Raw genomic sequence first — 12,532 nt, 5'->3', positions numbered from 1 at the left:
GTGTTGTCAGTTCATGAACATGCGGACGTGTGCGTGGACGTGGGCCGCGGCCAGCACGTCGACCATCGGCGCGAAGGCGGCCATGTCGTCCAGATCGGCGATCGTCACCCGTTGGTACTCCTCGGCGGCCGTCCCGTTCACCTCGTAGAGGATCGCCTGGGTGTCCAGGTGACCGATCCGCATCAGCCGCAGCGCGGCGCCGAGCAGCGTGGCCGCGACGCCGTACTGGTGAACGGCGAAGGCCTCCTCCTCGCCGAGCCCGAGGCCGGCGAAGAGCGCCCCGAGCGCGACCGGATAGGTGACCGGGACGCCGTCCGGCTCGGCGTCCCGGAACCGCTTGTCCAGCATCGAGTCGCCGACGACCCGCCCCGACGCCTCGGCCAGCTTCCGTCCCATCCGCAGGCTCATCGTCCGAGCCTCCTCGGAGAGCTTGCGGAGGTGGACGGCCTCGTCGGCCCGGCGTATCCGGTCCAGGTCGCCGGCGACGGCGCCGCGATGCCCGTGCAGCAGCGCCACCCCGTCCCCGGTGGCCGCCACGTGGGTCACGGTCCGGACGAACTCCGCCAGCTCGGCCCGGTCGCGGACCACCCCCGCCTGCACCGCCATCTCCAGTCCACTGGAGAACGCGAACGCGCCGACCGGGAACATCGAGTCCCCGAACTGCAGCAGCCGCAGCGCGGCCGGGATCGTCGGTAGCGACCGGGTCATCAGTCGACGGGCTGGGGCAGGTGCGAATGCGGCGTCGAGTCGGCGCCGCCGAAGAGCCGGCGGGACTCGTGCGGCGCGAGGTACGCGATGACTTCGGTGCCGGGCACGAAGCTGTGGGAGATCCCGCTCAGGTCGTGCGTTCGCATCACCGAATCCATCACCTTGCGGTCGACGGTGAGTGGGACGTACATCCGGGTGCCCTTCACCACCGCCGGCCAGTGCTGGTTGCCGATGGCGTGCCCGAGCTCGACCGCCGACCGCAGACCCACCTCGACCGGCTCCTTCGCCAGCCGGGACAGGTCCACGACCATCACCTCACCCAGCTGCACCTGCGCCACGATCGCCCGGGTCGAACGCTCGTCCCAGTACAGGACATCGCCGTCGCGCAGCCGGTTCCCCCGACCCAGCGACAGCGCCACCTCGACACCGTCGCGGGTGTGCTTGCGCAGCCGGTTCTTCTGCGCCTCCCACTGATCGAGCAGCAGGCGATCCACCTCGGCCGCGTCGAGCCGGGCCGCCCAGGTCGGCTCGTCCACGTTGCCGAGTACCGATTCGACAAGCATCTCGTCGTCCTTCGCTCCGGATTGCTGGTTGGTGGGGTGGTGGGGCCGCCGAGGGGGGGGGCGGTCAGCTGAAGAAGTAGAGCTGGGCCAGGGGAAGGGTTCTGGCCGGCGGCACGGTGGCGTGCACGCCGTCGACCTTCACCGCGAAGGTCTCCGGATCGACCTCGATGTGCGGCAACACGTCGTTGCGCACCATGTGGCGCTTGGTCAGCCCCCGGGTCCCGCGTACCGGCAGGACCCGCCGGCGCAGGCCCAGCTTCTCCGCGACACCGGCGGCGCAGCCGGCCTGCGACATGAAGGTCACGCAGCTCTCACTCAGCGCCGTGCCATGCGCGCCGAACATCGGCCGGTAGAGCACCGGTTGCGGGGTGGGTACGGACGCGTTCGGGTCGCCCATGATCGACCAGAGGATCATGCCGTTCTTGATCACCATCTTGGGTTTGGCCCCGAAGAAGGCCGGCTCCCAGAGCACCAGGTCGGCCAGCTTGCCCGGCTCGACCGAGCCGAGCAGATGGGAGATGCCCTGGGTGATCGCGGGGTTGATGGTTATCTTCGCGATGTAGCGCAGCACCCGGAAGTTGTCGTTGCCGGCGGCGTCCTCGGGCAGGCTGCCCCGGGCCGCCTTCATCACGCTGGCCAGCTGCATCACCCGGATCCAGTTCTCGCCGATCCGGCCCATCGCCTGCGAGTCGCTCGACATCATCGAGATGACGCCGAGATCGTGCAGGACGTCCTCGGCCGCGATGGTCTCCGCGCGGACCCGGCTCTCCACGAATGCCACGTCCGACGGCACCTTCGGACTGAAGTTGTGCGCCACCATGATCATGTCGAACAGCTCGGCCTGGCTGTTGACCCCGTACGGATTGGTGGGTGTGGTGGAGCTCGGCAGGCAGTTGATCTCGCCGGCCACCTTGATGATGTCTGGCGCGTGGCCGCCACCCGAGCCCTCGGTGTGGTACGTGTGGATGGTGCGGCCCTCGAACGCGGCGATGCTGTCCTCGATGTAGCCGCTCTCGTTGAGCGTGTCGGTGTGCACCGCCACCTGGATGTCGTACCGCTCCGCCGCGGTCAGCACCGACCGGATCGCCTGTGGCGTCGCGCCCCAGTCCTCGTGCAGCTTGAACCCCGCCGCTCCGGCGAGCGCCTGCTCCTCCAGGGGGCCGAGCCCCGAGCTGTTGCCCTTCGCGATTAGTCCGATGTTGATCGGGATGCCCTCGAAGGCGCGCATCATGGCGTGCAGGTTCCACGGTCCCGGGGTGCTGTTCACCCCGTTGGAGCTGTCGCTCGGGCCGGTGCCACCGCCCCAGATGGTGGTGATGCCGTTGCTCAACGCCGCGTACGCCTGCTGTGGTGCGACCAGGTGCACGTGCGTGTCGATGCCACCAGCGGTCAGGATGAGGTGCTCGCCGGAGATCGCGTCGGTGCCCGGACCGACCACCAACTCCGGGGTGACTCCCGCCATCGTGTCCGGGTTGCCGGCCTTGCCGACGCCGGCGATCCGACCGTCCTTGATCCCCACGTCGGCCTTCACCACGCCCAGCAGCGCGTCCAGGATGGTCACGTTGGTGATGACCAGGTCGACGACGCCGTTCGCGCTGGTGAACTCGGCGCTGGCCCCCATCCCGTCGCGCAGGGTCTTCCCGCCGCCGTAGAGCGCCTCGTCGCCGAGGGTCCGCAGGTCGCGCTCGATCTCGATGTAGAGCTCCGTGTCGCCCAGCCGGATCTTGTCGCCGGTGGTCGGGCCGTACAGTCCGGCATACTCCTGCCGGGAAATCTGACTCATACTCTGCTCCCGGCCGCGATCGGCGGCCCCGTGGTCCGGTTGGGTCTACGTGGCGGTGCGATCGTCCGAGGTGGAGCGGAAGCCTCGGCTGCGGGCTCGCTGGAAGGCCTCCGGCCGGTCCGGCTGGTAGCCCGGGGTGGGTCCGGTACCGGTCCACCCGTTGACCAGGCCGTTGAATCCGTACACCCGCTGCCGGCCGGCGTACGGCACGAGCTGGACCGTCTTGCGGTCGCCCGGCTCGAAGCGGATCGAGGTGGCTGCCGGGATGTCCAGCCGCCAACCGAAGGTCGCCTCCCGATCGAACTCCAGGCTCCGGTTCGCCTCGAAGAAGTGGAAGTGCGAGCCGACCTGGATCGGCCGATCTCCGGTGTTGCTTACCTCGATCCGGAGCGTCGGCCGGCCGGCGTTCAACTCCAGCGGCTCGTCCGCCAGGATGTAGCCGCCGATGGGCCACCGGTGCTTGGCTGTCGGCCCGGGGTGCCGGCTGAAGTCCTTCGTCATCCGCTGCCTCGCCCTCCTCTCGCTGACCCGTGCCGGTGGCTACTGGATCGGTGCGTGCACGGTGACGAGCCGACTGCCGTCGGTGAAGACCGCCTCGACCTGGACCATCGGCACCATCTCCGCGACCCCGTCCATCACGTCGCCCCGGGTGAGGACATGACTCGCGTCATGCATCACCTCCTCGACCGACTTCCCCTCCCGCGCCCCCTCCAGCGCGGTCGCGGAGACCACGGCCACCGCCTCGGGATAGTTCAGCTTGATCCCGCGGTCCTTGCGCGCCGCGGCGATCTGGGCCAGGGAGAGGATGAGCAGCTTCTCCATCTCTCTCGGCGTGAGATGCATGGTCTCGTCCCCTGACGTCGCCCGAACTCGATGAGAGGCGGACGCGTCCGGCGTCCGCAGCCCACGATAGGCGGACGGAAGCTATTTTTTGGACATACCAACTAAAGAGGGCGCAACGGGCATCCGTGCCGGCGGGTCAGGCGCCGGCCAGGCCCTGCGGGCTGTTGTAGGGGATCGCCGCGCTGGTCAACTCCTCGAGTGACCCGTCCGGCTGGACGGCGTATCCCATGAGCTTGGAGGCGTTCCCGTAGATCTGGTAGAGGTACGCCCCGTCCGGGGTCAGCCAGCTGCAACTCGGGCCGCTGCTGACCGTGCCGTTGAGTGCTCTGAAGCTGCCGTCTCCCGGGACCCTCGGACAGGCGGGATCCTGGGCCACCACCGGCTCCGGCCCGTCGACGCGGAAACTGCTGATGCCGCTGTATCCGAAGTTCGTGGCGAACGCCCACCGGTCATCGGGGGAGATCGACAACCAGCACAGCTCGGAGGGCTTGCCGGCGCTCGTGTCGATCTGCACGGGCCGGCCGATGTCGACCCGGCCGTCGCCGTCGATGGTGCCCTTCGCGATGCCGTCGCCCACCGCGTACCCGATGACGAAGGTGTCCGGCTGGTTGTGCAGGAAGACGATGAAGAACGGGGAGCCGCCGTTCGCGTCGTAGAACGACGGCCGGCCGAGGGTGGCGTCCGGCGACACGGGGAAGACGATGAGACCGTCGGGATCGGGCTCGTTCGACGCGATCGACTTCGGCTTGCCGTCGGGCCCGGGAACCCAGAGAATCGCCGACCCGTCCGGGTTCGCGGTGGGCGGCTGGTCGAACGTGGTGCCGACGAAGAGGAACCGCTGATCCGGCGAGAGCGTCGCCATGGTGGCGACCCGGTTCGGCTTGTCCGGTGTGTTCACCGTGTACCGGTCCAGCCGCAGGGTGAGTTTTCCGGCACCGTCGACCGACATCAGGCGCACGTGGTCCGGCCCGAACGAGTGCAGCACGATGAGCGTGCCGATCGACGGCGCGTACGCCAGGGACTTGGCCGTGCCGCTCCGGCCGGTGACCGGGTTTCCGGTCGGCGTGAGATCCACCAGCGTGAGCCGGCCGTCGCTGCCGACGCTGAAGCTGGAGACGGTGTTGTCGCCACCGTTCGTGGTGAAGAGGAATCGCCGATCCGGCGTGAGCAGGACGCTACCGGCGCCCTCGAACGCGTTCGGCGCGCTCTCCTGGCCACTGATCGGCTTGAAGGTGCCGGAGCCGGCGCCGCCCGTGGGGACACGCTCCACCTCGGTGATCATGCCGTCCGCGGAGCGTAGGTAGTGGATGATGGCGTTGCGCGTCTCGTTCGTCTGCATGTAGACGTGTCCGCCGTGCCGGATACCCTGCGCCGCCTCGGTCGCTCCGGCGTGTTTGTGCCCCATGTCGACGCCCCCGTGTCCCGCTCCTGTGACAACCCGGATCTCACCGATGCTCGGCAGGCGGCCGGGCCGCCGCGAAGGTGACGGCAGCGGGCGGGAGCCCGCGGCCGGCCCAATCCGAAACTACTGGAGCGAGCCGGGCCGCGCGGTCGCTAACTGGAACTCCACCGGTCGGTCGCCGAGACCGTGCGGCGGTGCTGATCAGGGCAGGGGCTGCGGCGCCTGCGGCCCCACGTACCGCGAGTCCGGCCGAATGATCTTCGAGTCCTCCGCCTGCTCCAGCACGTTCGCGCACCACCCGATGACCCGGCTGGTCGCGAAGGTCGGCGTGAACATCTCCCGGGGCAACCCGCACAGGTGCATGACGACACCCGCGTAGTACTCGACGTTGGTGTGCAGCTCCCGGCCGGGCTTGAGTTCGGCCAGCAGCGACAGCACCCGCTCCTCGACGGCCACCGCGAAGTCCACCAGTTCCCCGCCGAGGTCCCGGGCGATCCCCTTCAGCATGCGTGACCGGGGGTCCTCCGTGCGGTAGATCGGGTGCCCGAACCCCATGATCCGCTCGCCGCCGAGGATGCGGGCGCGCAGCCAGGCGTCGGCTCGATCGACGGAGCCGATGGCGTCGAGGGTGTCGAGGGCCCGGCTGGGGGCGCCACCGTGCAGGGGGCCGGAGAGCGCGCCGAGGGCGCCGCCGATGCAGGCGTAGAGGTCGGCGCCGGTGGAGGCGATCACGCGAGCCGTGAACGTCGACGCGTTGAAGCCGTGGTCCACGGTCGCGATGAGGTAACGCTCGATGGCGCGCGCCTGCGGCTCGGACGGCTCCTCACCCGTGATCATGTACAGGTAGTTGGCCGCGTGCGGCAGGTCGTCGCGGGGCGCGAGCGGCTCCAGGCCGGCCCGCAGCCGGTACAGCGCCGCGAGCAGGCTGGGGGTGAGCGCGCAGAGCGCCATGGCCTGCGCCCGGCGGTCGGCCGGCGAGGTGTCGTAGAGCGGGCGGGCGCCGGCGGTGAGCCCGGCGACCGCCAGCGCGGCACGCAACCCACCCATGGGGTCCGGCGACGAGGAGGCCGCGGCGATGCCGGGCAGCGCGGCGGCGACCGCCGGCGGTATGTGGCGCAGCGGTGCGATCTCCCGATGCAGGGCCTTCGGTTCGGTCGGCAGGGCGCCGTCGATCAGCAGCGCCCAGACGTCCTCGAGCGTGCGGCGCTCGGCGAGGTCGATCGCCGAGTACTGCCGGTAGTGGTAGAAGCCCTCGCGGCCACGGACGCGGCCGATCGTGGTGTCGGTGACGACGACGCCGGCGAGGCCCCGGGGAACTGTGGTGGTGTCAGCCATGCGGGCAGCCTCACGTTCGCCGGACAGCCTGGTCAACATTGATCCAGTCAACATGAGAGCATGGCCACATGTCCGAGGAGCAGCTGCTGACGACCGCCGAGGTGGCCCACCGGCTGCGCATCAAACCCGAGACCGTCTACGCGTACGTCAGCCGAGGGCTGCTCGCCCGGGTCAAGGTTCCCGGCGAGCGGACCAGCCGCTTCCGACTGGCCGACGTCGAACGGTTGGCCGCCCGTACCCAGGGGACGCGGCCGGAGCGGGACACCGCCGCGACGATGCGGACCGCCACCACACTGATCGCCTACGGGCGGCTGCACTACCGGGGACTCGACGCCGCGAAGCTCGCCCCGGTCACCCCCTTCGAAGAGGTCGCCCGATGGCTCTGGACGGGGCAGCGGCGGGCGGAGCGCTTCGCGGGCCCCGCCGAGACCGTCGACGGGGCGAGACGAGCCGCCGCCCACCTGCCGGCCCACGCCCGAACCTTCGACCGGCTTCCGGTGGTCGTCGCCCTCGCGGCCGCGCTCGATCCGCTCCGCTTCGACCTGGCGCCGGCCACCGTGGTCGCGATCGGGCCCGTCCTGCTGGCCACCATGGTCGACGCGCTGCCCCTTGCGGGGAGCGCGATCGCCGACGACCACAGCCTGGCGGCCCGCCTCTGGCCCCGGCTGACCCGCGAGCCGGCGACCGTGGAGGGTCTGCGGGCACTCAACGCCGCCCTCGTCCTGCTCGCCGACCACGACCTGGCCGCCTCGACCATCGCGGTACGGGTCGCGGCATCGACCCGGGCGAACCCGTACGCCGCGGTACTGGCCGGTCTGGGCGCGCTCGACGGGCCGATGCACGGCGCCGTCGGCGGCACGGTCCACCGGATGATCGAGTCCGCCGTGCGGGACGGGACGGCGGCCGCGATCGCCGAATCGCTGCGCGGCGGTGGCCTGCCCGGATTCGGGCATCCGCGCTACCCGGACGGCGACCCCCGCGCGGCCGCCCTCCTCGACCTGGTCGCGCCGCTCCCGCTGCCCGACGGGTTGCGTCGCACCGTGGACGAGCTGATCGCGACGGCGCTGCGGCGGGGCAGCCGGCCCAACATCGACTTCGCCGTGGCCGTGCTGGCACACGCGAGCGGCATGGGACCCGGCGCGGCCGAGGTGATCTTCGCCATCGCGCGTACCGCGGGCTGGGTCGCACACGTCGTCGAGGAGTACGCCCAGCCGAGCAACCGGTTCCGCTGGAGCAGTGGCTACACCGGGCCGACTCCGCAATCGGCGTGAAGTCCGACGCCGAAGCACGGAACCGGCAGCCGGACTGGCGGTGCGGCCCGGAAGCGCGAGCCGCCGGTCGGGTCACCAGGGCCGGACGAGACACATCCCGCCGAAGCCGGGTCCGTCCATGGTGGTCAGCGCCTCGGGCACCTCGTCGAGGCCGATGGTGCGGGTGACCAGGTCGGCGGGGCGCAGCACCCCGGCCTCGACCATCCGCAGCAGCTCCGGATAGGCGTGCGCCGCCATGCCGTGACTGCCGCGCAGCTCCAGCTCGTACGCGATCACCAGCTCCATCGGCACCGCCGGACGCCCCTGCGCGGCCGGCAGGAGACCGACCTGCACGTGCCGCCCGCGCCGCCGGAGGCCCTCGATCGAGGCGACGCAGGTCGCCTGAGCGCCCAGCGCGTCCAGCGAGAGATGAGCGCCGCCGCCGGTCGCCTCGCGGACGGCCGCGGCCACCTCGCCCGGGCCGGTGAAGGCGCTCGCGTCCACGCCGACCGCGGCCCCGAAGCGGCGGGCCGACTCCAGCGCGGCGGGGGAGACGTCCACGGCCACCACCCGAGCGCCGCACGCCGCCGCGATCATCACCGCGGAGAGACCGACGCCGCCGCAGCCGTGCACGGCCACCCACTCGCCGGTGGCGACCCGCCCCTGGGCGACCACCGCCCGGAACGCGGTGGCGAAGCGGCAACCCAGCGCCGCCGCGGCCGGGTAACCCAGGTCGTCGGGGAGCCGGACCAGGTTGACGTTCGCGTGGTGCACCGCCACGTACTCGGCGAACGACCCCCAGTGCGTGAAGCCCGGCTGGGTCTGCCGCTCGCACACCTGCTGGTCACCGGCGAGGCAGGCCGGGCACTGCCCGCACGCGCAGACGAACGGCGCGGTGACCCGGTCGCCGCGCCGCCACCCGCGTACCCCCTCGCCGACGGCCGCGACGACGCCGGCGAATTCGTGGCCGGGCACGTGCGGCGCGCGGATGTCGGGGTCGTGCCCCTGCCAGCCGTGCCAGTCGCTGCGGCACAGCCCGGTCGCCTCGACCCGGATGACCACGCCCCCGGGCGGCGGCGTCGGGTCGGGAACCTCGCGGACCTCGGGCCGGGCACCGAACTCGTCGAAGATCACCGCACGCATGCGCGGATCCTCACATGCCCGGGTCGCCGTGCACACCCCGCCCCCGGTGGCCGTGGCGGCGCACTCCGTAGGCGGCGTCCTCGTCAGGGCCGATCGGACTTCGATCGGTTGCTCCGGCGTCGCCACGGGATCACCACGAGGGCGAGGGTCAGGACGAAGACCCCGCCGAGACCGAGCCCGACGGGCAGCAGCAGCGAGGTGCTCTCGGCCGCCTCCTCCTCGCGCTCACCCTTGACCGGCACCACGGGCTGGTCGTACTTCTTCTCCTCGGGTGCCACGAGGTGACCGACGGAGGCGCCGCGCGCAAGTGCGAACCCCCAGTTGAGCAGCGCCGCCGACTCGCCCAGACTGCCCAGCGGGGCGGTCTCCGCGCCGAGCAGGGTGACCGCGAGCCGCCGGCCGTCGCGTTCGGCCACCCCGACGTACGTCTGCCGGGCCAGGTCGGTGAAGCCGGTCTTGCCTCCGAGCGTGCCCGGGTAGTTGCCGAGCAGGGTGTTGTCGTGCGTGATCTCGAACGCCGGGCTGCCGGGGCGGGCCGGTATCCGCGCCACCGGGGTCGCCACGTAGCGGCGGAAGTCGTCGCGGGCGAAGGTGGCCCGCGCGATCAACGCGAGGTCGTACGCGCTGGTGTACTGGCCGGGGCCGTCGAGGCCCGAGGGCGTCACCGCGTGGGTCTGGTACGCCCGCAGCCGCCGGGCCTCCTCGTTCATCGCGTCGACGCCGCCCTGCCGGCCGGTGCTGCCGCCGCCGAGGCGGGCGAGCACGTTGGCTGCGTCGTTGCCCGAGCAGAGCAGCAGCCCCAGCCACAGGTCCTCGACCGCGTACCGGCCGCCGGCCCGTACCCCCATCAGCGAGCTCTCCGGATCGAGGTCGCGCAGGTCCGACCGCGCCACCTCCACCTCCTGGCTCGGGTCGAGCCGGGGCATCAGCGCGGCGGCCAGCAGCAGTTTCTGCACGCTGGCCGGCGTCCGGTGCTCGTGCGGCCCGCAGCCGCCCAGCACCTCGCCGGTCTTCAGGTCCGCCACGAGCCACGAGGTGGCGGTCACCGCGGGCGGCTTCGGCGCGCCGGGCGCGATCGCGAGCCCGGCCGTCGCGAGGGCCGCACCGCCGACCGCTCGCCGCGCGGGGTCAACCGGCGGCGGAGACGGGAGAGCCGGCGCCGGTGTCGGTGGCTTCACCGCCGGACAGGGCACGGGCGGTGCGGCGGTCGTCCGCGCCGGTGGCGCGATCGCGACGGCGGGCAGGGCCAGAATGGCGCCGAGCGCCACGGAGGTAACCCGAATGGTGGTCACGCTTACGTACGGTAATCGCCTGTTCGCCGGACACGGGGCGAATGGAGGAAGTAGTGCGGGCTGGCGTGGTTACTTCGCGCTCTTCTCGGCCGCGGCCGACCGGATTCGGCCGGCCGGCGGTCGCATCATGGCGCGCGCCACCTGGCTCGGCCTCATGGGTGGCTGAGTCAGCGGATGGGCGCGTTCCGGACGGATGCTGTCGAGGAAGAGCTCCGCGTTGCGCCGCCACGCGCCCGGTGCGACCGTTCGGGTGACCTCGGCGACCCGGCTGTTGGACAGCGTGATGAAGATGAGGTCCTCGACGGTGAAGTCCGGGCGGACGGCCCCCTCCTCCCGAGCCCGGTCGAAGAGCTCCTCGATGCGTCGCTGGATCTGCCCACGCAGCTCCACCAGCCGGGGGGAGCCGTCGAAGCGCGTGGTCATGAGGTTGAGGTAGCCGCCGCGCTCCGCCTCCAGCGCGCACGTGGCCATGACGAACTCCGCGACCCCCGCCCATCGGTCCGGGTTTCCGAGCGCCCGTTCGACCAGCTCCAGCGCGGCGTGCAGTGGCTGGTCGAGGACCGCCTCCCAGAGTTGGACGCGGGACGGGAAGTGCCGGTAGAGCGTGCCGGGAGAGACGCCCGCCGCGGTGACGATCTTGTCGATCGGCGCGTCGAGGCCCTCGCCGGTGAAGAGCGCCTCTGCCGCGCTGATGATCCGCTCGCGATTGCGGATGCTGTCCCGGCGTTCGGCGCGCGGACGCCGTCCCTCGTCGCGTTCGCTCGTCGTCTGCTCCACGGGGACATGGTACCCGGAATACCGGAGACAGATCTCCGTTATACCGTGTACCGGAGATTGCTCTCCGGAACAGGGAGGGTCCCTCCGCCCTGCCGTACCGCTGCCCCCTGGAGTCACGAATGTTCGTCGCCACCCTTGTTGTCAGCATCGCCTTCGCGGCCCTGCTGGCGGTGTCCGCCGCCGGAAAGCTGAAGCGAGACCCGCAACAGATGAAGACCCTGGAACGGGTCGGGGCCACGCGGCTGCGCCCGCTGCTCGCCTTCCTCGAACTCGCGGGCGCTGCGGGGCTGCTTGTCGGTCTCGCGTGGTGGCCGCTCGGCGTCGCGGCCGGCATCGGCCTGGTGCTCTACTTCGCCGGAGCAATCGCCGCGCACCTTCGCGTCGGCGACCGGGCGGTCCTCCCGCCCGCCCTGCTGCTCGTCGTCTCGCTCGCCGCCACCGCACTGCGTCTGGCCTCCGCCGTGTCCTGATCCGCAGGACCGAGGGTGGATCCGCCCGGAGCGGGGGATCCACCCTCGTGCGACGGCAACCGATGGCGCGGGGACGGTCCGGCATTCGAGCCGTCGATGCCGCAGAGCACGTGAACCGTTCGAAACCTCCTCAGACAGCAAGCCGAAGGAACGCATCGATGACCGGAAACAGCACCGGCGGACCCCTGCCGGGACGGCTTCAGACCGAGCGGAGCGAGTTCGAAGGATGGCCGGTGCACACGGTGCGCCCCGCTACGGGCGACGCCCGCGGGCACGTCCTCTACCTGCACGGCGGCGGCTACGTCAGTCCGCTACAGCCGGCGCACTGGGATCTGATCGCCCGGCTGGCCGCCCGCACCGGACGCGCCTTCGTCGTGCCGGACTTCCCGCTCGCACCCGGGCACACGCATCACGACGTCTTCCCGACCCTCCGGCGGCTCTACGACCAGTTGAGCGACGGGACGGACCCGGACACGTTCGCGGTGATGGGTGACTCCACCGGCGCGACCATGGGTCTCGCGCTGGTCCAGTCCCTCCCGCCGGGACAGCCGCGGCCGAGGGACCTCGTCCTCATGTCGCCGTGGCTCGACGCGACACTGACCAACCCCGAGATCAGGGCGCTCGAACCCCACGATCCGATCTCCTCGACCGAGAACCTCAGCCGGTTCGCGCGGTGGTGGGCCGGCCGCGCCGACGTCGCCACGCCACTGCTGAGCCCCATCAACGGGCCGCTGGAGAACCTCGGCCGTGTCGCGATCTTCGCCGGGACCAACGACATCCTCACCCCGGACGCACGTCGCCTGGCCCAGCTCGCCGCCGAGGCGACCGGCACGGAGATGACCCTGCACGAGTACCCGGACATGATCCACGCCTTCATGCTGCTGCGCCCTGGCGCGGAGACCGACGCCGTGCTGGCCGAGATCACCCGACGTCTCGACGCTGACCCCGGCGCGGTGGAGCGCTGAG

13 protein-coding genes are annotated in these 12,532 nt (G+C 71.6%); 3 read left to right on the top strand and 10 right to left on the bottom strand.

The features are described from left to right. Positions 1–6 precede the first annotated feature (6 nt). The 7 genes from D7044_RS01945 to D7044_RS01915 all read right to left on the bottom strand — a co-directional run bounded on the left by D7044_RS01945 (position 7) and on the right by D7044_RS01915 (position 6,634). Complete coding sequence (locus tag D7044_RS01945) at positions 7–708, bottom strand: urease accessory protein UreF (RefSeq protein WP_120687746.1); 702 nt, start codon at positions 706–708, stop codon at positions 7–9. Then, positions 708–1,271 (bottom strand): urease accessory protein UreE, encoded by a 564-nt coding sequence (locus D7044_RS01940; RefSeq protein ID WP_120687745.1) that lies wholly within the window; start codon positions 1,269–1,271, stop codon positions 708–710. The genes D7044_RS01945 and D7044_RS01940 overlap by 1 nt, the downstream gene beginning before the upstream one ends. A 64-nt stretch (positions 1,272–1,335) precedes the next feature. After that, entirely contained in the window at positions 1,336–3,054 is a 1,719-nt protein-coding gene (locus D7044_RS01935) for an urease subunit alpha (protein WP_120687744.1), read from the bottom strand. A 45-nt stretch (positions 3,055–3,099) separates the two neighbouring features. Then, the gene (locus D7044_RS01930; protein ID WP_120676224.1) at positions 3,100–3,555 is read right to left on the bottom strand and encodes an urease subunit beta; all 456 of its coding nucleotides are present in this window, start codon (positions 3,553–3,555) and stop codon (positions 3,100–3,102) included. 39 nt (positions 3,556–3,594) lie between these two features. Continuing rightward, on the bottom strand, positions 3,595–3,897 hold the full coding sequence (locus D7044_RS01925) for an urease subunit gamma (RefSeq protein ID WP_120676226.1): 303 nt from the start codon (positions 3,895–3,897) through the stop codon (positions 3,595–3,597). Between the two features lie 136 nt (positions 3,898–4,033). Next, positions 4,034–5,302, bottom strand: coding sequence for a beta-propeller fold lactonase family protein (locus tag D7044_RS01920; protein WP_120687743.1), 1,269 nt, complete (start codon positions 5,300–5,302; stop codon positions 4,034–4,036). Positions 5,303–5,500: 198 nt separating this feature from the next. Further along, positions 5,501–6,634 (bottom strand): citrate/2-methylcitrate synthase, encoded by a 1,134-nt coding sequence (locus D7044_RS01915; protein ID WP_120676230.1) that lies wholly within the window; start codon positions 6,632–6,634, stop codon positions 5,501–5,503. Between the two features lie 68 nt (positions 6,635–6,702). Here D7044_RS01915 and D7044_RS01910 point away from each other — a divergent pair, with 68 nt between their 5' ends. Beyond that, positions 6,703–7,905 carry a citrate synthase gene (locus D7044_RS01910; RefSeq protein WP_120687742.1) on the top strand — a complete coding sequence of 401 codons (1,203 nt, stop codon included), beginning with the start codon at positions 6,703–6,705 and terminating at the stop codon, positions 7,903–7,905. Between the two features lie 72 nt (positions 7,906–7,977). On the opposite strand, the gene D7044_RS01905 is transcribed toward D7044_RS01910, so the two are convergent. The 3 genes from D7044_RS01905 to D7044_RS01895 all read right to left on the bottom strand — a co-directional run bounded on the left by D7044_RS01905 (position 7,978) and on the right by D7044_RS01895 (position 11,096). Then, the gene (locus D7044_RS01905) at positions 7,978–9,027 is read right to left on the bottom strand and encodes a zinc-dependent alcohol dehydrogenase family protein (protein WP_120687741.1); all 1,050 of its coding nucleotides are present in this window, start codon (positions 9,025–9,027) and stop codon (positions 7,978–7,980) included. An 83-nt stretch (positions 9,028–9,110) separates the two neighbouring features. After that, positions 9,111–10,319 (bottom strand): D-alanyl-D-alanine carboxypeptidase family protein, encoded by a 1,209-nt coding sequence (locus tag D7044_RS01900; protein WP_407663328.1) that lies wholly within the window; start codon positions 10,317–10,319, stop codon positions 9,111–9,113. Between the two features lie 69 nt (positions 10,320–10,388). Further along, positions 10,389–11,096 (bottom strand): TetR/AcrR family transcriptional regulator, encoded by a 708-nt coding sequence (locus D7044_RS01895; RefSeq protein ID WP_158609943.1) that lies wholly within the window; start codon positions 11,094–11,096, stop codon positions 10,389–10,391. Positions 11,097–11,215: 119 nt separating this feature from the next. On the opposite strand from D7044_RS01895, the gene D7044_RS01890 reads away from it, so the two are divergent. After that, complete coding sequence (locus tag D7044_RS01890) at positions 11,216–11,566, top strand: DoxX family protein (protein ID WP_120676240.1); 351 nt, start codon at positions 11,216–11,218, stop codon at positions 11,564–11,566. 158 nt (positions 11,567–11,724) lie between these two features. Then, positions 11,725–12,531, top strand: a complete 807-nt coding sequence (locus D7044_RS01885; RefSeq protein WP_158609942.1) for an alpha/beta hydrolase fold domain-containing protein — start codon at positions 11,725–11,727, stop codon at positions 12,529–12,531. Position 12,532: the final 1 nt, after the last annotated feature.

It is taken from the genome of Micromonospora musae, assembly GCF_003626635.1.
Classification (GTDB): Bacteria; Actinomycetota; Actinomycetes; order Mycobacteriales; family Micromonosporaceae; genus Micromonospora; species Micromonospora musae.
The sequence above is the reverse complement of the archived record's forward strand: the minus strand, read 5'-3'. Positions and strand labels throughout refer to the sequence as shown.

Coding starts and splice junctions, on each gene's coding strand:
- D7044_RS01945 (WP_120687746.1), bottom strand. CDS start 708: ATGACCCGGTCGCTACCGACGATCCCGGCCGCGCTGCGGCTGCTGCAG.
- D7044_RS01940 (WP_120687745.1), bottom strand. CDS start 1,271: ATGCTTGTCGAATCGGTACTCGGCAACGTGGACGAGCCGACCTGGGCG.
- D7044_RS01935 (WP_120687744.1), bottom strand. CDS start 3,054: ATGAGTCAGATTTCCCGGCAGGAGTATGCCGGACTGTACGGCCCGACC.
- D7044_RS01930 (WP_120676224.1), bottom strand. CDS start 3,555: ATGACGAAGGACTTCAGCCGGCACCCCGGGCCGACAGCCAAGCACCGG.
- D7044_RS01925 (WP_120676226.1), bottom strand. CDS start 3,897: ATGCATCTCACGCCGAGAGAGATGGAGAAGCTGCTCATCCTCTCCCTG.
- D7044_RS01920 (WP_120687743.1), bottom strand. CDS start 5,302: ATGGGGCACAAACACGCCGGAGCGACCGAGGCGGCGCAGGGTATCCGG.
- D7044_RS01915 (WP_120676230.1), bottom strand. CDS start 6,634: ATGGCTGACACCACCACAGTTCCCCGGGGCCTCGCCGGCGTCGTCGTC.
- D7044_RS01910 (WP_120687742.1), top strand. CDS start 6,703: ATGTCCGAGGAGCAGCTGCTGACGACCGCCGAGGTGGCCCACCGGCTG.
- D7044_RS01905 (WP_120687741.1), bottom strand. CDS start 9,027: ATGCGTGCGGTGATCTTCGACGAGTTCGGTGCCCGGCCCGAGGTCCGC.
- D7044_RS01890 (WP_120676240.1), top strand. CDS start 11,216: ATGTTCGTCGCCACCCTTGTTGTCAGCATCGCCTTCGCGGCCCTGCTG.
- D7044_RS01885 (WP_158609942.1), top strand. CDS start 11,725: ATGACCGGAAACAGCACCGGCGGACCCCTGCCGGGACGGCTTCAGACC.